The following is a 20,979-nucleotide window of genomic DNA, read 5'->3' on the forward strand; positions in this document are numbered from 1 at the left end:
AAAGTGGCTCACTTTTCAGCCCGCGAAATGGCTCACTTTTCGACCATCGCTGACACCAGCACAGAAGGATATCTCGTCGAGGAGCTCGCTGGGCGGGAACTGTGAGTCGTTCTGCCAGCCAACCCGAAACTAAAGAGGCTCGTTGCAGAGCACCGAACTAGAACGGCTGTCTGTAGGCGATATCTACCAACGCTGATTACCCTGAGAAAGGCTCACCGGAACGGGTACAAGCTTTTTCGGCTACGCCCTTCTACTTTCAACTCGTCAGCCGCGGAGGGGTACTTTTCACAGGCTTCTTTGCTGAGTGCCTCATAGTGCTCCCAGTGTTTGTTCCGAGCCTCCCCGAACAACAGCACTCGACCTCGATATTTTGCCAAGTTTCGACCCCATTCCTCTAAGACCATCTGTTTGGGTAGATAGCCGCGGCTGACATACATCGCGAGAACGTCCCACATCGCGATCGCGCGGTTGACCTTCCGAAAGCTTTCTTTGTCGTACTTCTTCAACTTCTCTGCGTCGTCCAAGCTCTTGATTTTGCTATAGAGGATGCCTCGTCCCTCTTGAATCTCGAGATCAAACATCTTCTCGTGAATGGCGAGAAAAGCGTCTTTCGTTGCTTTGCTTCGGGTGTGCGCGAACGCCGCGACAGATACGAAGAGGGCGAGTGTAGTGATATAGATGGTGGCCCAGTCCTTCGCGCCCATACCAGTTCCGCTCAGAGTTCCCGCTGATACGAGTTCGCGTGCAAGGGCATCTACGCCCGCGCCCGAAACTGCGCCAAAAGCGTAGACGGCTATCCAGGGACGACTCAGTCGCCACTTCTTCCGCCAAGATTCGGTAATTTCATCTGGTGATTCGGATCTTCGGTTCTCGCCCATTGAATCATCCTAGGGTCACCAACACGGGCTGACTGCACGAGCCGAAACTATCGCCGTAGACCCAGTGGGGAGGCGCTACGGGGGGGCAGACTCAGCGCTGCACTCCAGCTGCTCAGCGCTGATTCTGAGGTAGTTGATGACCGGTCGGTCCAGGAGCGACAGGCATGAATACCGTGGAACCCCTGTAGGCGCGGAGGCGTGATTCGGAAGTCCCCTATCTACGGCAGTGAGAAGGACCGGTACTGAGAGGTCCCCATTCCCTCAGTAGCGGTATTGCTCTAACTGTCCGATGGCCGCTCATGTTAACTAGGACCCGGCATGTTGTTCGCCGTCACTGTCCGCGGCGCCCTGAGGGCGCCAAAGTACCGAGTCCCCGACGATGCAATGCATCTGTAAGGCCATCTTCACGGCTCGGGCGAACCTCAAAAGCTTTCAAACCATGAGAAAAATCTGGAATCTTATGGCCTAATGTCTGCCAAATGTAAGGGCAGGCTTATCCAGGTATGTCTTGTCGTACAGTCCCGACACAAGAAACCGCTCAAGCATCGCGTCGATCAGGTGGCAGCCCCAGCGGCGCCCGGAAACGAGGTCATACGAAACACCAACCCGGCAACAATAGAAAACCATGGCTTGGAGCAATCCCGCGGTCACTTCGAGGACGGTTCCTATGGTCACTAGTTCGGGCAGTCGCTAAGTCGGGTAGCATCAGCTTGATTCTTAGGCCGCAGTTTCAACGGCTGACAGCTGATATTTAAGGGGAAATGTGACGGAATTGTATGCTGCCCTGGTCGGCGCCATGTTTGGCTTTGCCGGGGCTCTAGTCTCTATGATCATCCAGAGCCACAGAGATGACAAGCGGGCTAGGCGCACGGAGTTAACTCAAATATCGGCCCGATTCTTGATTGTCGGAGCGGAAATTGCTCAAATGAATCTGGACATATATGATGATCGACAGGGCGGACTCCGCCGAAAGTCTTTGGAATCTGATGATGACCGTGCAGAGTCGACTAGAAACATTGATAAGCGGAATGCTTTGCGGCTCGAAATGCTTTCTATTTTGGCGAGCTTTAGGCTGGGGTATCCCAAGCTTGCCGGATCCGCTCAAGATTACTTTGACTCGATAGACAACAAGAGCCGCGAAAATTTCACGGTGGTCTTTGCTGAAATACTGCCGCAAGCCCAGGCTGCATTCGAAGCTTCAGCTCGCAAGGTCCTGGTTTAGGCCCTGAGTCTCGCCTGAACTTCCAATGTAAAGTCAGACGTCCTAGTCGTTTTGAAGGGTGCTAATAACCAGCGTTCCGCTTGTGCTCCTTCGGAGGAAATAATTCTATGACGAATGACCTCCGGGCAGTGAAGAGTGAGTTATTCCACCACGAGCGGGGCAGCACGACTCTGCAGCATTCACACAATACTCTGGGGACGTGAATATTTTTCACGGGGGAGTCCCCGCAGAGCACCTGTCCGAAGGCCTGTACGAGCTGCTCAATACGGTCGCGCTCGACAAGGCAGTGAGTAAAGAGCCGAGGCTGCAAGCAGCTTTCGCAACTATCGACGACGAAAACGCCCCCGACGTCTTAGCTAGGCATATCGCCGACGCTGTGCGCAAAACTCTCGCCATGGCTACGCCAGCCGAGCGGGTCGGCCTAGCAAACCTGCTTCTCGAGAAACTGAAGACAGAAGACCGCATCCTGGAAGGTCCTACCCAGCTTCAGTCACTACATCGTCCAGCTGCTCTTAAACGTCGGAATCTCCGCCGCCCAATCACTAAACTGAGTGACTCTTCCCTGCTCACCAATAGCAAGGATGACCCAAATCTCGCAGCCGAGCTCAAGGCCGAGATGGAGTCTGCAGATACCGTGGACCTCCTTTGTGCCTTTGTCCGGTGGACCGGCATTAGGATCTTGGAGCCTGCCCTTCGGCAGCTCAAAGAGCGCGGCGCCAAACTCAGAGTCATCACCACCACCTACATGGGCGCAACGGAACGCCGGGCGATTGACGAACTCGTCCAGAGGTACGGGGCCGAAGTGAAGATCAGTTACGAAACCCAGGCGACAAGACTCCATGCCAAAGCGTGGTTGTTCCGCCGGAACACCGGCTTCGACACCGCCTACGTAGGCAGCTCCAACCTGAGCCAGGCTGCCCTCCTCGATGGGCTTGAGTGGAACGTCCGGCTCAGTTCCGTCGCAACGCCGGCCCTCCTGCAGAAGTTCGAGGTCACCTTCGACAGCTACTGGCAGCAGCGGCCCTTCCAGAGCTACGACCCGAAGCGCGACGGCGAGAAGCTGGACGCCGCGTTGGAACGCAACGGCGGCCGCCGCACCGCGGCCCCGGATGCTGCCACCGGGCTTGAGGTTCAGCCGTTCCTTCACCAGGAGGAGATGCTGGAGGAACTGGAAGCGGAGCGCACCAAGGGCTTCAACCACAACCTCCTGGTCGCCGCCACGGGGACTGGCAAGACGGTTATCGCCGCACTGGACTACAGGCGGCTCAGCGAAGCTGCGGGCCGTGACCTAAAGTTACTCTTCGTCGCCCACCGGCAGGAAATCCTGAAGCAAGCGATGCGCACTTACCGCGACGTCATGCAGGACGGCGCTTTCGGTGAACTCTACGTGGGGGACCACAAGCCGCGAGAGTGGAAGCACATCTTCGCCTCGGTTCAGTCGCTGTCTTCGCTCGGCATCGAGCAGCTGGAGCCTGACTTCTTCGACATAGTGGTCATCGATGAGTTTCATCACGCCATGGCGCCCACTTATCGGCGCCTGCTGGATTACCTGCAGCCGCAGCAACTCCTCGGGCTCACCGCTACACCGGAGCGCGGCGATGGCGTCGACGTCGCCAAACAATTCTTCGACGGCCGGACCGCCAGCGAGCTAAGGCTTTGGGACGCCCTGGATGCTGACCTGCTGGTGCCGTTCCACTACTTCGGCGTCTCCGACGACGTCGACCTGAGCCAGTTGGAATGGAAACGCGGCAACTACGACACCACCCAGCTGAGCGCCCTCTACACCGGGAACGACGCCCGGGCCGCCAAGGTCATCCGCGAACTCAGGGACAAGGTCACCAGCGCCGACCAGATGCGGACCATCGGCTTCTGCGTCTCCGTGCAGCACACCCGCTACATGGCCGAGGTGTTCAACCGAGCCGGCATTGCGTCCGTCGCAGTCGACGGCACCACGGACAATGCTGACCGAGAGGAAGCCCTCAGGCGCCTGGGGAAGCGGGAGATCAACTGTATTTTCGCCGTCGACCTCTTTAATGAAGGCCTGGACCTGCCGCAGGTGGACACCATCCTGCTGCTCCGGCCCACGCAGAGCGCCACCGTCTTCCTCCAGCAGCTTGGACGCGGGCTGCGTCGTGCTGAGGGCAAAGCGGTGCTGACGGTCCTGGACTTCATCGGCCAGCAGCGCCGTGAGTTCCGCTTTGACCTACGCTACCGGGCGCTGACCGGCTACGGGCGCAAGGAGCTGGAGAAGGCTGTCGAGGATGAGTTCCCGTACCTGCCGTCCGGCTCCCAGATCGTGCTGGACCGGGTAGCACAGAAGGTGGTGCTGGACAACATTAAGGCACAGCTCCGGTTCAACCGGGCACAGCTGGTCCGGGATATTGCCTCGTACGCCGAGACCGAGCTAGAGGCTTATCTGGAGCGGTCGGGGAACGACGTGAAGACGATCTACCGTTCCACCAGGGACTCGTGGACCGGCTACCTCCGCCAGGCAGGGCTGATCGAAGGGTACTCGCCCCTGGAGACCGTGCTTCGTGGGAAAATTGAGGAGCTGTCGGACGCGGAGGAAAAGAAGCTGCTGGGCCGCATGGCCGCGCTGATTCACGTGGACGATCCGGAACGCGCCGCCGCCTATTCCATGCTGGTTGCTCCCGACGCGCCTCGTTATGCCGAGCTTGGCTTGCGGGAGCAGGCTTTTGCGCGAATGCTTTTCTACACGCTGTGGGACGACGGCGGCGGGTTCAGCACGTACGACGACGGGCTGGACCATCTGCGCGGCTATCAGTTTGTGTGCCGCGAGATTCGCCAGGTCGTGAAGCTGGGGTCGGCGGCATCAAAGCATGCGGCTAAGAGCCTCGGTGCGGGGCTGCAGCATGTCCCGCTGCTCTCGCATGCTACCTACCGGCGCGAGGAGGTTCTCGCGGCGCTTCAGTACGGCTCGCTGGAACAGGGCAAGAATGTGCAGCACCGCGAGGGCGTCGCATGGTGTCCTGCAACTTCCACAGATGCCTTCTTTGTCACCCTAAACAAGGACGACAAGAAGCATTCAGCGACCACGATGTACAAGGACTACGCCATCAGCCCGGAGCTGTTCCACTGGGAGTCGCAGAACGCGACCTCGCCAACCAGTCCGACGGGGCGGCGCTATCTTGACCGGGCTTCACATGGCTCGAGGGTTGTGATCTTCACGCGGGACACGGCGGACGACGAGACCGGGCTGACAGTTCCATACACATGTCTGGGCCAGGTGGACTATGTTCAGCACAGGGGTGAGAAGCCAATCGCGATCACGTGGAAGCTGCACCGGCCGATGCCAGCAGATGTGTTTGCGACGGCAGCGGCAGTGGTCCAATAGAACCTATTGGCAGCCTGCAGTGATATTCGCGGCTTCAAAAATTCGGCAACTGGTAACTCATAACTTTGCCCGTAATAGCCTTGATGGCTCCTGGTGGCTGCTGGTCAGCTCGTGAACTCCTATGAAATCGGCAACAGTCGCCTCGGCTAAGGCAGTAGCCTCATTCTCGAGTGCATCTGCCTCGTCGCGCAGCACCGCGGCTTCTTCCATTAGCGCCCCGATCTGTTCCTCCACGTCTTCGGAAAACCGTGGTACTGGGATCTCTCTTATATCCATAGGATCCAAGTGAGGAATCGACGTTCCGTAGGCATTACGGATAACCATCGGCCTTCCGAACTTCTGGTTTGTCAGCACCATCAGCAGGTAGCCCGGATGAATAGCATCAGCGTTCGGCAAGATGCGTATCAGGTCATCACTACCGAATATTCCTTCGTGAGCTTCGGTTAGAAGCAGGCATCGTCCGTTTAGGCCGTACACCTGCCCCGAACGAGCCATGATGATCCATCCCTGCCGAAGGACATACTCATCGCTGCCGGGAACCAATGCCGAATAAATTCGCTTCGTAACAGGAGCGTTCAGATCGAACAATTCCTCGGCGCTCCGATATGGCGTTCCCTTTTCACCGTAGTAACGACGGAAGCGCCCACCGAGACCAACGCTGTCCGTGACGTCAGCGACTGACTCTACTGGTCGCGTACTTGCCGATCGAATAAACGAATCGATTTGCCTGAAGTCAGGACGGACAAACTGAGCATCAAGTCGGCGCCGTGCCTTAAGCAAAAGATTTATCGGTACGGGACCGCCAACGGATGAATCTAAAGAAGTTCCTTCAGGATCGATCAGAGACTCATATAAGTCGTCGGCTACTGCTTTGATTTGCATGGCATCGCGACGCTTTTCCATAATCTTTTCCACCAGCGCGGCAACTCGTTGCTTAATCTCTGCTGCGGGTTCGACGACGGGCATGCGTTGTACGTGCTCCGGTTCAAGGTGCTTAATCATGTGCCCGTACTGAGAGCTTTGTGCGATTCCCCCGAAGGCCTTCGTCCGCATGTAGGCGTACAACCACCCGTAGTCAGTCTTCGACTTGGGGACGATGCGAAGAAGATCGTGCGTGACCACCAGGTCCTCGTGATGGGGATACACGGCGGTGATTCGCCCAACCCGACCAGAGCAGCTCATTAGCAGCCAGTCGCTCTTAACGTATCTCTCCGCCCTGTTCGGGACGTGGCTTGTCGCCAGCCATTTTCTTACAACGGGGGCGGCCTCAAAAACTTGGCCTGCTGAAAGAAATGGAAGCCCAGCGTGCGGGCGAACGACGACGCCTTTAAGCCGCGAGGGCTGCCAAACTTCTGCAACATCTTCCATGCGCTTCCATCCACTCGGCCGCGCTTCAATCAACTGCCGTTGCCCGTATCCATCCGTGAGGTAGGAGCTGGCTTCAAGACGCCGCTGCCCGCGCTGGAGAACCGAGACTTTCACGCTCGACCACGCTAAATCAACGGCCAGACCCTTTGCCGTTACTTCTGGAAGTTGCGCTTCTAAACGTTCTGCTGCTGCCATGCCCGAAATGCCTCTGCTATGTCTGCCGTGTTGTCATCAATCTTGCGCTCTTGCGCGCTGTGAAGGCGCTTTGTCCTCACGCCGTCCACTGTGGCAGTAACTACATCGCGAGTCTCGACGATTACTTCATTTCCGTCGTCGTCGCGTACGTAGATCGAATTTCCACGCTTGTCATGTCCCACGTGATCACATATAGCCATAAACACGTCGTAGTTCATCATCTGGCCCGACAGGCTTTCATCGCGAACTTGTTCCGCGGTCTTTTTACGGAAAACCAGTACGCTTGTTTGCACGCTGGTGCCGGGCTGGAAGGTGTCTGCATGGAGGTCGATGCTGGCCAGAATAGTTGTGTGATCCATGAGCCACTGTCGCACGTAGCCAAGACCCGGAGACCCTAGGATGCCGTCCGGTAGGACCATTGCCGCAACCCCTGACCCAGGCTTTAGAAGGGCCACGCAGCGTTCGATGAAAAGGATCTCAGGAGGACGTGACTTGGTCTCAGTTCCTTTGACCCAAGTGTCGGACTCTTCGTTATAAGTCCAGTGATGTCCTAGATCAAAGCGCTCAAGTATGGAGGGGTCATCGATAGGAATCTTGGATCCAAACGGCGGGTTGGTGACGATCACGTCAACCTGGCCGAAAAGCTGACGCTCTCGGAGTCCATCCGTCCAGGTTGCAGGTGAAGCCAGCGAGTTCGACTGATAGAGACCGCCGGAACCGTCATTGTTCATGACCATGTTCATCTTGCTGGCTTTGACGAGGCTTGGGTTGAAGTCAATCCCTATCAGGTTGCGCTCCAAGAACTTCTTTTTGCGGCTTTCTATGCTCATGCTTTTAGCCGCGTGGCTGCGACTGCTCGTATTGACTTCATCTGCGATCTTGTCGAGGACGTGGTTCATAGCCGTAATCAAAAAGCCGCCGGTGCCGCACGCCGGATCCAGAATGATATCGCTATCGGTGGGATCGACCATCGCGACCATCATCGAACAGATGTTTCGGGGGGTGAAAAACTCGCCCCGGTCCCCACGCAGGTTGGAGCCAACAACTTCTTCGTACGCTTTGCCCTTCACATCGATGTCGCTGTCCAGCAAAGCGAACATCTGGAGCTGCGTCACGATATAGGCCAAGACGACCGGAGTGAGCTCTATTTCCTCTTGTGGCTTAAAGATCTGTGGATAGTCTTCCCGGACGGCTGCGAACAGGGAGTCAATTCGTTTCTTGCACTTGAGCGGGCCGTTGATCCCTGAACGTTCTTTTGCAGACGCGAAAAAGTTTGGGCGATCTGAACCACGCTCGTCTTGAATTTTGCAAAAGATTAGTTTCAGTAGCTCCCAAAAGGCCTCTGGCTTTTGTAAACCTTGGTTTCCTGCAATGTAGTCGTGGCAGCGCCGAAATGCGAAGAGCAGAGAGTCGCTTGCCGCAGGACGAAGCTGGTCAAACTCTGGCTGATCTTCAGCCTCGCTGTTAGTTCCAAAGCGTGGAATATCAGGAACAGATTCTAGGATCCTCTTACCGTCACGAGTCACCATATGGAAGCATTCACGCTCGCTTCCGTTAGTCCACATCCCGTAACTGACGTTCGGACAAGCTGCCATATAGCTCTGTAGTTGCCCGACGCCGTCTTTCCTGTCGGAAGCTTTGATAGACGACCGCTTGCACTCAATGAGGATTTGAGCGTCGGGCTGGTCCCGCTCGGCGCCGGAAGCAAAAATGGCCAAGTCTGCGCGGACTCGGCGGCTTCCAAACTTCAGCGGCCACTCAACAGCGATGTTGGTCTTAGGATAGCCATATTCACGAACGAGGGACTTGGCGATCTCTTGTCGAACGTACTCTTCGGGGGTGTCCTGTCGTTGAGTTACACCGTCGACGTAATCAAGGATCCTTCCAGGCGCCACGATTACTGACGGCAGCATAGGAATATCAAGACTGGTCTGGGTGATGGTCACAAGTATCCTTCAAATCGTTTGGTGCCTGCCATCGACGGCGGACGCAGACAAGGCCAGGCCGGCAAGTAAGCCGACATTCCATCACGCTTCGCGGAGCTTGGACCTTCGGGGCTGCGCCGAGACTGTCGATCAATCCAGTCTCTCATCCTTGCCGACAGCTCTGAGTGCGTCGGCCGGGCGAGTCGTACTTGCAGATGTTCAGCCTGGAACGATTCCCGGAACTCCCGCCTGAGGCAGTGGCGCGAGGCGCCAACAGTGACGAAAACGCTGAGAAAAGCCGGACAAGCGGGCGATGCGTAAGATTCCCGCTTGTTCTGTTCGTTAGCGCCAGGGCGAGATTCTGCAGCTGTGTGACTATTTGCACAGGGAAGCCGTCAACTACGGCCGGCATGATGCGCTCAATGACCTTGGAACGATTGGCCGGGATCTGGTGCCCACCACGTGAGCGTCAGATATCGAGATCAACCAACTTCACGCCATCCCAACTCCAGTTTGAAGCACCATGAAAGCTGCTGGTCTTGCTAATCTTCGCGCCACTCCGTTCCTTCAGCGCCTTCGTTAGCGGCCCGAGAGCCCACTCCTCGCCTTCAAACAATACTCTGGAATCGCTGACCACTTGGGCAACCATAGACGGATTCGAAACGAACTCGATTGTCTCTCCAATCAGCGGATTCAACTTCGCCCGTTGATCGAATGAAGTAGAATCTCGATCGCTCTGATTCCAGTTGCTCGCGCGCTTGAAGCTGGCAGGGACGTCTAGGATTTTCTGGGTGATCAAGCCGATAAGATAATCTTGCCGTCTCTTGATGGACTCGGCGTCCCAAATCTCTTGGTCTAGAACACGATTCTGAGTGACTTGCAGACCCGATTGTCCGGAGTAGGTCTCTTTTTTCTCGCCAAAAGACTTGTTACCTAGCTCCTGGTTATGGCGAATCAGCGTGATATTTCCAAGGTTGTTCACAAGCTCTTGATGCACTGCCTCAGAATCTTCCCCCAGCATCTGACGCCAATCCGCGTTCAATTTCTGAGGCATAATGTGCTCAAGTTGTAGCCGCGAATCATCCCAAGCGGGTCGAGACTTCGTAAGGTGCTCCTCGGCCATAGAGAGAAGCAGTCTAGGGTAGCTCCGGGAGCGCCCCAGGTTGTAGAAGTTCAGCGCCCGGAGCCGTGATGTCATTTCGTCATCGTTGGGTAGTCGCAGTGCATACTCTTGAGACGAAAGCTGACGGAACAAACTCTCCAGCTTGTTTTGAGAGCTAGAAAGCTCGCTCAGCCGCTTGCCCAGAACTGGATAGAATTTGTTCTCAGCCACAGCGATGCCAAGAACGCGTCGTCGCAACAAATATGTTCTGATGCCGGTCAATACCTCAATAACGTCTCTGTCTGACAGATTCCGCCCTTCCCAAGCGGCTAGCACTTCTGCCAAGTAGGAGTAAGCAGGCGCGACCCCAATTACATTAAGGTCAAAAATCACCTGGTCAAGCGCCCGGAGCTCTGTCTGTTCAAGCCCGCAAACGATTGAGTACGGGTGGGAGAATCTGACAAAGCTTTCAAACAGTTCTTCCACGCTTCGCCCGCGAGTGATCTCCTTAAAGGCCCCGTATAGCTCCTTGTAGTTGCTCTCGCGGGCAACCTTGAAGCTTCTATGCTGGTCTGCTTGCATCCAGTCACGAATGAATTCGGAGAGCTTCCCGGGCAATCGTTTCTCTAAAGTTAGCCAGAAGCCGTTGTAGAGCTCAGATTGTTGCCGTGTATTCTTCCCCATCAAGAGGTAGTTGCGAACCAGGTCAGCAAGCGAAAGTGGCTTACCTAATGAGTTCATTGACTCGAATATTTCCTGAGGGTTCTCCCAGGGGTTGCGGTCGGGTTCGAGTTGTATCGATATGATACTGAACTTCATCAGGCCCTTTTCAAGAAGGCTCTTTTTATCGCCATCGATCAAAGGTTCAAGCAACTTGAGAAAGAAAAGGTAGTTCTGATATACTGATGAGTTCTTCAAGCTGTCGGGCATGTCTAGTTCGAGAACTAGGAGTTTGTAGGCTTCCCAGTCGGTTTCTACCTGCTTGAGTTTGATCTTGTACTCGACGCTTTCGTCGGCTCGATCGTTCTCGAGATAGCGCCTCTGAATTTCCTTCTTGTAGTTGCGATCATCAATGCTATCCCGTAATGCCATTAGCAATAGCATCGTCGTCGTTATGCGCTGCTGTCCATCAGTAAGGACATACTTAGCTGGAACCCCAAAACCTACTTCTTCCACAACATAGACGATGCTGCCAAAAAAGTGCTCTGTCTTTATATTTGACAGGTTCGCTTCGGTAACCTTTCTTACATCGGCGAGTAGGACTTTGCAGTTGTCTGTCGACCACTCGTAATTCCTTTGATATGGTGGAATGAAAAACGTAACATCGTTGTTTGAGAGAGAATCGAGCAAATATGTGGGGCTGGCTTTCATGCGAACTTCCTAGCTGCGATTGTCCGGCTTCTAGAGATTTATTTTTTGCCTAATCCTTGTCGAAGCGCTGGTACTTTTGCGATTCATAAAGCATCGGTCTAGCGTAGCTGTAGGCGTTGGCGAGTGTGCCCTTGGACACACGCAACAAGGCGGACTACCGCAAGAGCTGGCCATGCTTACTTTCGCCGTTTTCCGTGCTCCTGAGTCGAGATTCTGCAATCAATGATGTTGAGCAGGGCTCTAAAAGTCATCGTCGTCATCCGTCATAACCGATTGCTCCGGCACGCTGGACAAGTAGCCGTAAGCACTTAGTATCTGTGCCGTCGTTTCCCCATCGATGACCATGTATTGCGCGTTATGCTGTCGCGCCAGTGCGTCTAGTAAGTTGTTCACAGCTGGAACGATCTCTCTGTGATGCTGCACGACGCCGATGTCGATGGGCTCTTCGAAGAGCCTTAGTGCTTGATCCCCATTCGTCCCCATCGCACTGATCGTCAGCTTCCCCTTCTTTCCAGGGCCCTTGAATGCGAACCCGACACTCACAGGTTGACCATCTATCGTCAATCGAGACGTGAAGAGGTCCGACTTTTCGCCACCCCAGTCTTTGCCTACGTACGGTTCCCCAATGATCTCCGCGAAGTGTTGCTTCACTGTGTCTTCCGGCATTGCCGAGACTTCTTTCCGCATCTCCGCGGTAGCCTTCGGTGCGTCCTTGATCTTTTCGAATTGATCTACTTGGGATGCCCATATCTGGCGTCTGTCGGTGTAATCAAAGATCGGAGCGTCTTCCGATTCGGGCCTCTCAACGATCCATCCGATAAACAGAGGACTGATCTCGATATGTACCTTGGGGTTAGTCTCAACAACCCGGGCGTATCCCAAGACCGTCACTCGCCGGCTTTGCCGAAGCATGTCGATGCCGGTATCCCCGACACATCGACTGATCGAAAACCGCCCTTCGACTGTGACGTCTTTATCAACAGAGGAAGGAGCCCGAAAACTTCGTCTTGTGTCGCTAACTTTACGGAAATAGAACCTTTGTGTAGTCGTGACTAATTCAGAGTCTCCGACGGTCCGGTCGTTCATGAGCCAAACTGCGAGCTCCTGCGGTCTGCTCTGATAGATGTTCGTAACGATTTGTTCACAACGCCTCGCCCGCAGTTTATTCCGATGCATCTGAGTCGGTTGTGAATTGACCCACTCTTCAAAATTTCGATTGTCTGGCTCCGGCACATCTTGCGTGAGCAGACGTTCGTGTAAGAAAAACGCTTGCGGATAGAACACAGTCTTTTCTGACTCTGATGTCATTTCTGCCCCCTATGGCCTCAAACCCTAGACCTAGCTGTGTCGAAGATGCTTAGTTCCAGCCGGTCGTCGCAAGCGAACTTAAACAAGGCGATACCGCGCTGCAAAAGTTCTTCGTTTGCCACCCAACAACCATCCGCCGTGCCGAAATTCCTATCTGACGATAGACCAACTTGGGTAGCTCCCGACGCTAAGGCGCGCCGAATTCACCCTTCTTGGGACATTGCGCCGCCCGCTGGAGACTTGTTAGGGGCACAGCGAGGCAACTTGGTAGCTGGGCGGTCAGAATCGCCGTGACGAATAAGTGACGAACCCATTGGGAGACGAAAGGAAATGTGGGACTGCGTAAAGTCCCCCCGCTTGTCAATAGGCCATCGCTTCGAAAACCTTGATTTCTAGGGGGTTCGTCCGAGCCGTCGCCTCGACTGGACCCAGTTCCTGAGGTGGCCACCTCTTGCATCTACCCAAGGAGTCCCAACGGCGGCGACGTTGACTTGTCTCGTCGGGCACCTTCAGGGACCGCAGCCCCCTCAAGATGGACCCGGCGTCCCGGAAACTTCTGCACCTGCCTAGGTTGGTTCCGTCGTCCGTCACCAGGGTCCAGGGGAGTGCCGAATTATGTGGTCACGCCGGCCACAAACGATACCTACTTTGACCGGCAGTACGCCTTGGAAAACACTGCCCAACCCTTCACGAACACTGACGGCAAAATCTCGATATCCGCTGGCGCGGCGGACGCCGATGTGGGCGCTGTTGAAGCCTGGAACGTCACGAAGGGCGGCGGGTTGCTGTCCTCGATTCCGGCGTCGCAACCGACAACCCCGACATCAACCCGAAGGTGGTTGCACGGGCCAACTTCACCACGTCGAGAAACAACGAGGACAACTACGGCCACGGCACACACGTTGCCGGCATCGTCGCTGCAACCGACAGCAACGGCATGGGCGTCGGCGGGGTTTGCCCGGGCTGCACCATCCTGGCCGGCAAAATCCTGAGCGACACGGGGATGAGATCCAGCTCAGGGCTTGCGAACGGCATCAACTGGGCGGTCCAGAATGGTGCGCAGGTCATTAACATGAGCTTGATCGTGGGGGCGTCAATCACCCTGGAAACTGCGGTGAACAACGCCTGGAATGCGGGCGTGGTGCTGGTTGCTGCAGCCGGCAACGGAAACAGCACCACCATGATGTACCCGGGGGCCTACCCCAACGTCATTGCCGTGGGGGCAACGGACAACAACGACAAGAAGGCTTCATTCTCCACGTATGGCACGTGGGTGGATGTCGCAGCGCCAGGGGTCAGCGTCTACTCCACCTTCCCCAACCACAGATTTGTCCTGGCCAGGGAGTACAACCGTTCCCAGGGTTATGACATCGGCAGCGGCACGTCCATGTCTTCACCGATTGTCGCTGCAGTTGCCGCGCTCGCTTGGAGTGCCAACCCTGGCGCGAGCAATTGGACAGTCCGCGAGAAGGTGGAAGCGAGCACAAACCCAATTGAGGGGGTCGGGACTTTTTGGACGCATGGCCGGGTGAACGCAGACCTCGCCGTACATTGGTGAGAACGCCAGGTACGTTCGTCCTCCTTGCGGATGAACATGCCACGGGGACTTGCGGAGGTGCCTGCTCTGTTAAAGTCGGGCACTATGACCGATCATCGCACCGACGCCGCCAGTAAGGTCGGCTTCCTCCACACGGCGGAGGTCCACGTGGCGACATTCGACGCCCTCTCCCGTAAGCATCTGCCGTCCGCCTCCACGGTCCACCGTGTGGATCCCGAAGCCCTGGACCTTGCGCGGCAGGACGGGGCCGCGGAGAGGGTACGTGCCGTCGTCGCCACCCATCTCGCGGAACTTCGAGATGCTGGATGCGGAATCGTCTTGTGCACCTGCTCAACGCTGGGCGAGGTAGCGGAGGGCCTGTCGGGTGACGGACTGGTCGTTATTCGAATCGATCGGCCGATGCTTCGCCGGGCCGTGACCCTCGGCCCGCGAATCGGAGTCCTCGTGGCTCTCACGAGCACCATCGAGCCAACCACCCGTGTCCTCGCCGAGGAGGCCGCTGACGCGGAGGCTGACATCACCGTTGAGGTCAGCGTGGTGGAGGGTGCGTGGGACGCCTTCCTGGCCGGAGACGCGGAGGCATACCACTCACGCATCGCCCAAGCAGCGCGTGTGCTCGCAAGCCGCTGCGACGTCGTCGTCCTCGCCCAGGCGAGCATGGAACCTGCTGCCGCCCTGCTGACCGGCCTCGAAACACCTGTCCTCACGAGCCCCCGGTCCGCGGTCGAAGCCGTCGCGGCGGTACAACAGGGCTTCAAGGATGACCTGGCAGCCGCGTCGGCCGGGCACCTGCCTCGGGAAGCGGCTGCGGTTCGCCGGCATTGACGGAGGACGACGGCGGAACATAGTCCCGCCGTCGTCGTTCCATCCGGCGTTGCTGGCCCGGGGAGGGAATCCTGGCTACCGGCCTTCCTCCGAGTGGCTCGGGGTCTGCTGCTGGCTGCTGGTCCACTTCGCGTGTTCCTGGGAGATCAGGCCCTCGATCCGCTCTGCCAACTGCGGGTGCCTGTCCGACCGCAGATACGGCCCTGCCTTGGCAAGGTACAGGTAGCGTTCGTGTTTGAGGGCCTCGGCGGTGGAACGGTAGGTAATCCAGCGCTCCTGGAACTGGTAGAGGTGCTGGGCGCCCTCCAGGACCACGATGACGGCGGCCAGTGCGCCGGTCACCAGGACAGGGCTGCCGATGCCGGCCACCACCGGCAGCACCGCGGCCACCGCGAGTTCCAGCAGCTTGAGCCACTTGTAGTGGCGTTGGTTGTCCGCGCTCTTGCGGTCATACCAGCTGATCTGGTCCTCCAGCCGGTCCCATGTGGGATCCTCAGCGGCGGGAGTGCGCACGGCTGTGATGGGCCGTGCCGGTTCCTGTTCATCCTCGCGCGCCATGGCCGTCCCTTCCCTTGAAGTCAGCTACTCGGCGAGGACAAAGAACACCTGCCACTTATCGGGGCAGAAGCGGTCCCCGGTCAGCACGTAGCACGGCCACATCTCCCAGCTGCCGGCGCTGGTGAGCAGGACCCTACCCTGGGCGGTGATGGTTTCTCCGGGCTTGAGGGCTTTTCCTTCGTTCATGTCCTCGGCATCGTGGTGTTCCCCTTCCGCATCCCGGGCTCCAACAAACGTGTACTCGAGTTGCAGGGGCTGGTCCGTGGTGTTGGTCAAGGCGTAGCTCACCGTGATGGTGTCGCCGACGCGGGGAGGATCGGGATCCCGCCGGCTGGCCGCCTGCAGCTCCGTCAGCTGAATCCCGTCCTCGCTCGTGACGGGGGAGGAGTCGACGTCGATTCCACCGCCTCCCTGGACGGGCGCCTGCCGGTCAACAGGGTTGGCATTTGGTGAGGTCCTCGACTGGAGATTGGCGACCAGCAGGACCACCAGCAGGATCACGACGGCGGCAGCCGCCCCGCCCAGAAGAAGCATCCGCTTGGAGAGGCGTTGGCGGCGCGGTGGTTCGGTGTGGCCATCGTGCTCGCGGAGGGGCGGGCGGTCCGGTGCAGGGGCTGGAGGAGGTGCTGCTGCTGCCGGGATCCCGCCGTCGTCCTGGGTTCTCCGCACCTCGGCAAGAGTGTGGTCCAGGACCTTGAAGAGCCGGCTGGTGTCGAACTCGAAGCGGGCCGGGCTGAATTCCAGGGCCTGCCGGCGCACCAGCCTGTTCAGGCTCTCCGGCAGCTCGTCGGCGCGCGGCATCCTGGCCGTGTCCACCAGGATGGGGATGACCCGGACGTTCCGGGTCAGGGCAGCCTGGACCTCAAGGCGTACAAAGTCGTCAGGGTCGTCGAGCCGGCGCCGGCCATGTTCGTCAGCGATGGTCAGCCACTCATCGCCGATCAGCACGAGCACCACGTCGCAGGAGCCCACGGCCCTGGTGATTGACTCAACGAAGTCGTCGCCCAGCTGGATCGAGTCGACGTCCTTGAAGACCTGGCCGCCGCCGTAACGGTCCGCCAGCCGGTCGTACAACCAGCCGGCCGGGTAGGCGGTCTCTTCCCGCCGGTAACTGATGAAGATCCGGCCCGAAGCGTTCGGGAGAGAACTAGTCATTGCCCACGACCCTTTGTCACCGAGCCCAGACCCTGCGGGCATTACACCGCCGGAGGCGTTACAGGCGCGTTACTGCCGAGGGGAACGGACCACAACAGAATTCGCTCTCTCAACAGGGGGAAACGTGCACTGCCTGCCGGCCTGACCTGCGTGGACGTGTCGGCAGAGCAGGTGCCTAAGGAAGCGGCTGCCGTTCGCCGACACTGACGGAGGACGACGGCGGAACGTAGTCCCGCCGTCGTCGTTCCATCCGTTGCTTCTGGGCTGGCGACGGGATCCTGGCACGCTTGGCGCGGTTGCACCGGGCGCACGCGGCGACGAAGTTCTGCAGGCTGGTGGAACCGCCCTTGGACCAGGGGTAGAAGTGGTCGCCGTGCTCGGCCAGGCGGCCACAGCGCCTCCCGAAGCCGGCTTCCAGCTCGCACAAGCCACCGGCGCGGGCCATTCCTTCGCGCCGCTGCTGGCGGGTGAAGCGGCGGACCGGGTCGCGGCGCCGGACATCCCGGTTCGTCATGACGGCGGCGGCAATGCCGAGCACGACCGCGGCCACGCCGGGGAGAGTTACCGCGGCGACGACGCCATCGAACAGGCCGCGCAACACCCCGGCGGCGGCGGATGGACCCGCTCCGGCAGCCGGTGTTGCCTTCGCCATAAGCGCTGACATTACCGCGACAGCGAGCCAGATCATCACCGCCGAGTAGGCCAGGCGAAGGCCTTGCCGTGTCCAATAGATGCGGCCCAGTTCCTGCATCAATTCCCCCATTTACGTTGCGCCGGAAGACCATGGCCCCGGATGTCCAGGGAAATCGTATATTCCGGCCGCAGGCTGCTGTCCCAGGTTTAGCTCAGTTTTTGCCGAGGTTCCGGGCCCCGTTTGCAAGCCCGGTCTTGATATGCAGCATCCCCTCGGGGCAACCTCGCCCGCGATAAGCCCTCGCTGGGTGAAGCGGCTGGAGCACCCGCGGGGCTGGTGCGGGAATAAGGGACCGGGGCCGCCATGTTGCTCTCCGGTGTGAAGAACATCGGATTTTTGTCCTTTGGTCATTGGACTGACCACCCCCAGTCCGGCACGCGGAGTGCATCGGACGCGCTGCTGCAGGCGATCGACCTTGCAGTCGCGGCAGAGGAACTGGGTGCGGACGGCGCCTACTTCCGCGTACACCACTTTGCGCAGCAATACGCGTCCCCCTTCCCGTTGCTTGCTGCGATCGGAGCACGGACAAACCGCATTGAGATCGGTACCGGCGTGATCGACATGCGCTATGAGAACCCGCTCTACATGGCCGAGGACGCGGGCGCGGCCGACCTGATCTCAGGTGGCCGGCTTCAGCTGGGCATCAGCAGGGGTTCACCCGAACAGGTGGTCGACGGGTGGCGCCACTTCGGCTTCGTCCCCGCCGAGGGCGAGTCGGATGCGGACATGGGCCGCAGGCACACCGAGCGTTTGCTTGAGGTGCTCACCGGCGAGGGGTTCGCGCAACCGAGCCCGCGCCCGATGTTCCCGAACCCTCCGGGCCTGCTGCGCATCGAGCCTCACTCCGAGGGCTTGCGCGACCGCATCTGGTGGGGTTCCGGCTCCAACGCCACAGCCGTCTGGGCGGCCAAGCTCGGCATGAACCTGCAAAGCTCCACGCTCAAGGACGACGAAAGCGGCAAGCCGTTCCACGTCCAGCAGGCCGAGCAGATCGAGCTCTACCGGCAGGCGTGGAAGCAAGCAGGGCACCAGCGGGAGCCGCGCGTTTCGGTCAGCCGCAGCATCTTCGCACTGACCGACGAGCGCGACTGGCAATATTTCGGCCGCGACCGCTACAGCTCAGACCAGGTAGGCAACATTGACGAGAAAACGCGTGCGGTTTTTGGCCGGTCCTACGCCGGTGCCCCGGACGAGCTGGCTGCCAAGCTGGCCGAGGACGAGGCAATCGCCGCGGCAGACACCCTGCTGCTCACGGTGCCGAACCAGCTGGGCGTTGACTACAACGCGCATGTTATCGAGTCGATCCTGAAGGATGTGGCCCCGCAGCTCGGCTGGCGCTGATCGCGCCTGCCGACTTTATCTGTCCGGTAAGAGGTTGGCCGCCAAGGTCCTGGCCATGAACGTCCCGAAGCGCTCCGCACTCCAGCCGCGCTTGAGGACCAGGGTCTCGTAGAGCTCGGGTGAGGTGCACATGAAGAAGACGTCGGCCACCTCGTCCACCGTCAGGCCCGGCCGCAGGAATCCCCTTACGAGAACCTGGCGCGCGTTGTGCAGCATGCGCTGGTACCGCTCGTCGTCCACGTCACGCAGGAGCCCGAGCATATCCTGGTCCCCGCTCGCCGCGGCGTCCCTGATGAGGAGGTAGACGGGCGAGCCCAGCGGGCTGATCTCTGCGATGAACCGGCCGAACTGCTCCATGAGTTCGCGGGGATCGGTGGTTGTGGCCTTCGCCCGGTCCGACCGCTCTTCCGCCGGCGGGCCCCCGGCTCCAAGCAGGCTTTGCTCGAAGATCGCACGGACCAGCCCGGGCTTCCCGCCGAACCCCTTGTAGATAAATTCCTTGGAGACGCCGGCGGCGCGGGCGATGGCGGCGATGGTGGTCCGGCCGTACCCCTGGGCCAGGAACAGCGCGCGCGAGGAGGCCAGCACCCGCTTCCTGGCCTCTTCGGCCGCCTCCTGCCGGCGCCGGGCGTCGTAGCTGCGGGAGCGGGGTGGCGCACCGTTGACCGTGGGTCCCATCGGGCCTAAGCTCCTTGTATCAGTTTGATACAGCTCACTGTATCAAATACTGGCTTACCAGCCACTCCGCCTCCCGCGACGGAGACTAAGGAGCACACCATGGACGCTTCAGGAATCGAGCGCGTCCCCGAAGGCCCGGTGCGGCGCATGCTTGCCGCGGCCAACCGCCATGACCTTGAGGCCCTGGTGTCCGAGTTCGCGGAGGACTACAGGAACACCACCCCCGTTCACCCGGCCCGCAGTTTCACGGGCCCGGCGCAGGTCCGGAAGAACTGGACGGCGCTCTTCGCCGGCCTGCCGGACCTCACCCTTACCGTCCACGACGCGGCCACCGGCCCGACCGGCAAACTCTGGATGGAGTGGAGCAACCGGGGCACCCGGCCGGACGGATCCGTGCAGCGCGCCGCAGGGGTGGCCATCTTCACCCTCCGCGACGACAAGATCGGCGCGGCCCAGTTCTACCTCGAACCCGTGGATCACCACTCCGGCGACGTGAACGAAGCCGTCCGGGAGGCAGTCCAGGGGGCAGCCGGAGGTGACCGGCCATGATCCTGCTGGTCGGCGGCACAGGCCGCCTGGGCCGCGCGGTGGTTCCCCTGCTCCTCGCCGCCGGGCAACAGGTCCGCATCATGGCCCGGGGCAAGTCCCAGCCTTTCCCCCAAAAGATGGGCGACGGCGTCGAACTCCTCCGCGGGGACCTCGGTTCCGACGCAGACTGCCGGCAAGCGGTGGCCGGCTGCACGGAAGTGGTGTTCGCGGCCTCGGGATTTGGGATCAAGTACTCCCACCCACGCGCGGTTGACCGCGACGGCGCCATCCGGCTGGTCCGCGCCGCAGCCGCCGCCGGAGTGCGGCACGTGGTGATGCTGTCCATGCCCGGTGCGGCCGCGGACGGGCCCATTGATTTTCTGCGCTGCAAGGCGGCGGCAGAGGACGCGGTCCGCTCATCCGGCATGGACTGGACGGTTGTCCGGATCGGCGCGCTCCTGGAACAGCGGCTGGAGATCATGAGGGCGCCGCTTGAGTCGAAGGGCAAGCTGCCCGTGTTTGGCTCGGGGTCCGCCCCGGTGACCTATACCTCGGTCCGGGACGCGGCCGCCATCGTGGTCCGTGCCCTCCACGACCCGGCGCTGCGGAACCGCGTCATCGAGTGGGGCTCGCAGACGCTCACTGCAAATGAGGTGGCGGAGGCCCTGCTCGCCCAGGCCGGCCACGGATCCGTTCAACGGATTCCAGTCGCCGCCATCCGGTTGTTGTCCGTGGCCGCGCGCCCGGTTTCACCGTTCCTTGCCAGGATTTCAGGGGCGGCCGTCTGGGAAGACTCCGGGGCAGCCGCGTTCCAGTTCGGGCCGGGGCGCGCAGAGTTCCCGGACATGCCGATCACCGGGCTGCAGCAGGTCCTTGAGGCGTCCGGCGCATCGGGGCGTCCGGCATAAGGAATGTCGC

At 59.4% G+C, this 20,979-nt stretch carries 16 protein-coding genes; 7 read left to right on the forward strand and 9 right to left on the reverse strand.

Translation table 11 applies throughout. The features are described 5' to 3' along the window. Positions 1–212: 212 nt before the first annotated feature. On the reverse strand, positions 213–878 hold the full coding sequence (locus QRN11_RS19790; RefSeq protein WP_285314180.1) for a hypothetical protein: 666 nt from the start codon (positions 876–878) through the stop codon (positions 213–215). A 763-nt stretch (positions 879–1,641) separates the two neighbouring features. Here QRN11_RS19790 and QRN11_RS19795 point away from each other — a divergent pair. After that, positions 1,642–2,100: a hypothetical protein gene (locus QRN11_RS19795; protein WP_285314181.1), complete on the forward strand. Its 459-nt coding sequence runs from the start codon at positions 1,642–1,644 to the stop codon at positions 2,098–2,100. A 235-nt stretch (positions 2,101–2,335) separates the two neighbouring features. Continuing rightward, positions 2,336–5,455 (forward strand): DEAD/DEAH box helicase, encoded by a 3,120-nt coding sequence (locus QRN11_RS19800; RefSeq protein WP_502935063.1) that lies wholly within the window; start codon positions 2,336–2,338, stop codon positions 5,453–5,455. A 57-nt stretch (positions 5,456–5,512) separates the two neighbouring features. On the opposite strand, the gene QRN11_RS19805 is transcribed toward QRN11_RS19800, so the two are convergent. The 4 genes from QRN11_RS19805 to QRN11_RS19820 form a co-directional block, all read right to left on the reverse strand. Beyond that, positions 5,513–7,018: a restriction endonuclease subunit S domain-containing protein gene (locus QRN11_RS19805; RefSeq protein ID WP_285314183.1), complete on the reverse strand. Its 1,506-nt coding sequence runs from the start codon at positions 7,016–7,018 to the stop codon at positions 5,513–5,515. Further along, entirely contained in the window at positions 6,997–8,964 is a 1,968-nt protein-coding gene (locus QRN11_RS19810) for a type I restriction-modification system subunit M (RefSeq protein ID WP_285314184.1), read from the reverse strand. The genes QRN11_RS19805 and QRN11_RS19810 overlap by 22 nt, the downstream gene beginning before the upstream one ends. Before the next feature lie 448 nt (positions 8,965–9,412). Next, positions 9,413–11,416 (reverse strand): DUF262 domain-containing protein, encoded by a 2,004-nt coding sequence (locus QRN11_RS19815; RefSeq protein WP_285314185.1) that lies wholly within the window; start codon positions 11,414–11,416, stop codon positions 9,413–9,415. A gap of 240 nt (positions 11,417–11,656) precedes the next feature. Next, complete coding sequence (locus tag QRN11_RS19820; RefSeq protein ID WP_285314186.1) at positions 11,657–12,724, reverse strand: hypothetical protein; 1,068 nt, start codon at positions 12,722–12,724, stop codon at positions 11,657–11,659. 835 nt (positions 12,725–13,559) lie between these two features. On the opposite strand from QRN11_RS19820, the gene QRN11_RS19825 reads away from it, so the two are divergent. Further along, positions 13,560–14,282 (forward strand): S8 family serine peptidase, encoded by a 723-nt coding sequence (locus QRN11_RS19825; protein ID WP_350224013.1) that lies wholly within the window; start codon positions 13,560–13,562, stop codon positions 14,280–14,282. A gap of 84 nt (positions 14,283–14,366) precedes the next feature. After that, on the forward strand, positions 14,367–15,107 hold the full coding sequence (locus tag QRN11_RS19830; RefSeq protein WP_285314187.1) for a hypothetical protein: 741 nt from the start codon (positions 14,367–14,369) through the stop codon (positions 15,105–15,107). 75 nt (positions 15,108–15,182) lie between these two features. Here the strand turns inward: QRN11_RS19830 and QRN11_RS19835 are convergent, their stop codons facing one another. From QRN11_RS19835 to QRN11_RS19845, 3 genes are all read right to left on the reverse strand, one after another. Continuing rightward, positions 15,183–15,665, reverse strand: a complete 483-nt coding sequence (locus QRN11_RS19835; RefSeq protein WP_285314188.1) for a DUF4231 domain-containing protein — start codon at positions 15,663–15,665, stop codon at positions 15,183–15,185. A 24-nt stretch (positions 15,666–15,689) separates the two neighbouring features. Beyond that, positions 15,690–16,820: a toll/interleukin-1 receptor domain-containing protein gene (locus QRN11_RS19840; protein ID WP_285314189.1), complete on the reverse strand. Its 1,131-nt coding sequence runs from the start codon at positions 16,818–16,820 to the stop codon at positions 15,690–15,692. Positions 16,821–16,995: 175 nt separating this feature from the next. After that, positions 16,996–17,571 carry an HNH endonuclease gene (locus tag QRN11_RS19845; protein WP_285314190.1) on the reverse strand — a complete coding sequence of 192 codons (576 nt, stop codon included), beginning with the start codon at positions 17,569–17,571 and terminating at the stop codon, positions 16,996–16,998. Between the two features lie 246 nt (positions 17,572–17,817). Here QRN11_RS19845 and QRN11_RS19850 point away from each other — a divergent pair, with 246 nt between their 5' ends. Next, positions 17,818–18,855, forward strand: coding sequence for an LLM class flavin-dependent oxidoreductase (locus QRN11_RS19850; RefSeq protein WP_285314191.1), 1,038 nt, complete (start codon positions 17,818–17,820; stop codon positions 18,853–18,855). Positions 18,856–18,870: 15 nt separating this feature from the next. Here the strand turns inward: QRN11_RS19850 and QRN11_RS19855 are convergent, their stop codons facing one another. After that, positions 18,871–19,533 (reverse strand): TetR/AcrR family transcriptional regulator, encoded by a 663-nt coding sequence (locus QRN11_RS19855; RefSeq protein WP_285314192.1) that lies wholly within the window; start codon positions 19,531–19,533, stop codon positions 18,871–18,873. Positions 19,534–19,632: 99 nt separating this feature from the next. On the opposite strand from QRN11_RS19855, the gene QRN11_RS19860 reads away from it, so the two are divergent. Together QRN11_RS19860 and QRN11_RS19865 are read left to right on the forward strand one after the other, a co-directional pair. Further along, positions 19,633–20,082: a nuclear transport factor 2 family protein gene (locus tag QRN11_RS19860; protein ID WP_285314193.1), complete on the forward strand. Its 450-nt coding sequence runs from the start codon at positions 19,633–19,635 to the stop codon at positions 20,080–20,082. Next, entirely contained in the window at positions 20,079–20,969 is an 891-nt protein-coding gene (locus tag QRN11_RS19865; RefSeq protein ID WP_285314194.1) for an SDR family oxidoreductase, read from the forward strand. Before QRN11_RS19860 ends, QRN11_RS19865 begins: the two co-directional genes overlap by 4 nt. The last annotated feature ends 10 nt before the right edge of the window (positions 20,970–20,979 follow it).

The sequence above is a fragment of the Pseudarthrobacter sp. fls2-241-R2A-168 genome, from assembly GCF_030209335.1.
In the GTDB taxonomy this organism is placed as follows: Bacteria; Actinomycetota; Actinomycetes; order Actinomycetales; family Micrococcaceae; genus Arthrobacter.

What these genes read in the sequence shown, in the direction of transcription:
- QRN11_RS19805 (WP_285314183.1), bottom strand. Translation starts at nt 7,018, where the DNA reads ATGGCAGCAGCAGAACGTTTAGAAGCGCAACTTCCAGAAGTAACGGCA.
- QRN11_RS19840 (WP_285314189.1), bottom strand. Translation starts at nt 16,820, where the DNA reads ATGACTAGTTCTCTCCCGAACGCTTCGGGCCGGATCTTCATCAGTTAC.
- QRN11_RS19820 (WP_285314186.1), bottom strand. Translation starts at nt 12,724, where the DNA reads ATGACATCAGAGTCAGAAAAGACTGTGTTCTATCCGCAAGCGTTTTTC.
- QRN11_RS19845 (WP_285314190.1), bottom strand. Translation starts at nt 17,571, where the DNA reads ATGCAGGAACTGGGCCGCATCTATTGGACACGGCAAGGCCTTCGCCTG.
- QRN11_RS19860 (WP_285314193.1), top strand. Translation starts at nt 19,633, where the DNA reads ATGGACGCTTCAGGAATCGAGCGCGTCCCCGAAGGCCCGGTGCGGCGC.
- QRN11_RS19835 (WP_285314188.1), bottom strand. Translation starts at nt 15,665, where the DNA reads ATGGCGCGCGAGGATGAACAGGAACCGGCACGGCCCATCACAGCCGTG.
- QRN11_RS19855 (WP_285314192.1), bottom strand. Translation starts at nt 19,533, where the DNA reads ATGGGACCCACGGTCAACGGTGCGCCACCCCGCTCCCGCAGCTACGAC.
- QRN11_RS19830 (WP_285314187.1), top strand. Translation starts at nt 14,367, where the DNA reads ATGACCGATCATCGCACCGACGCCGCCAGTAAGGTCGGCTTCCTCCAC.
- QRN11_RS19815 (WP_285314185.1), bottom strand. Translation starts at nt 11,416, where the DNA reads ATGAAAGCCAGCCCCACATATTTGCTCGATTCTCTCTCAAACAACGAT.
- QRN11_RS19865 (WP_285314194.1), top strand. Translation starts at nt 20,079, where the DNA reads ATGATCCTGCTGGTCGGCGGCACAGGCCGCCTGGGCCGCGCGGTGGTT.
- QRN11_RS19850 (WP_285314191.1), top strand. Translation starts at nt 17,818, where the DNA reads ATGTTGCTCTCCGGTGTGAAGAACATCGGATTTTTGTCCTTTGGTCAT.
- QRN11_RS19790 (WP_285314180.1), bottom strand. Translation starts at nt 878, where the DNA reads ATGGGCGAGAACCGAAGATCCGAATCACCAGATGAAATTACCGAATCT.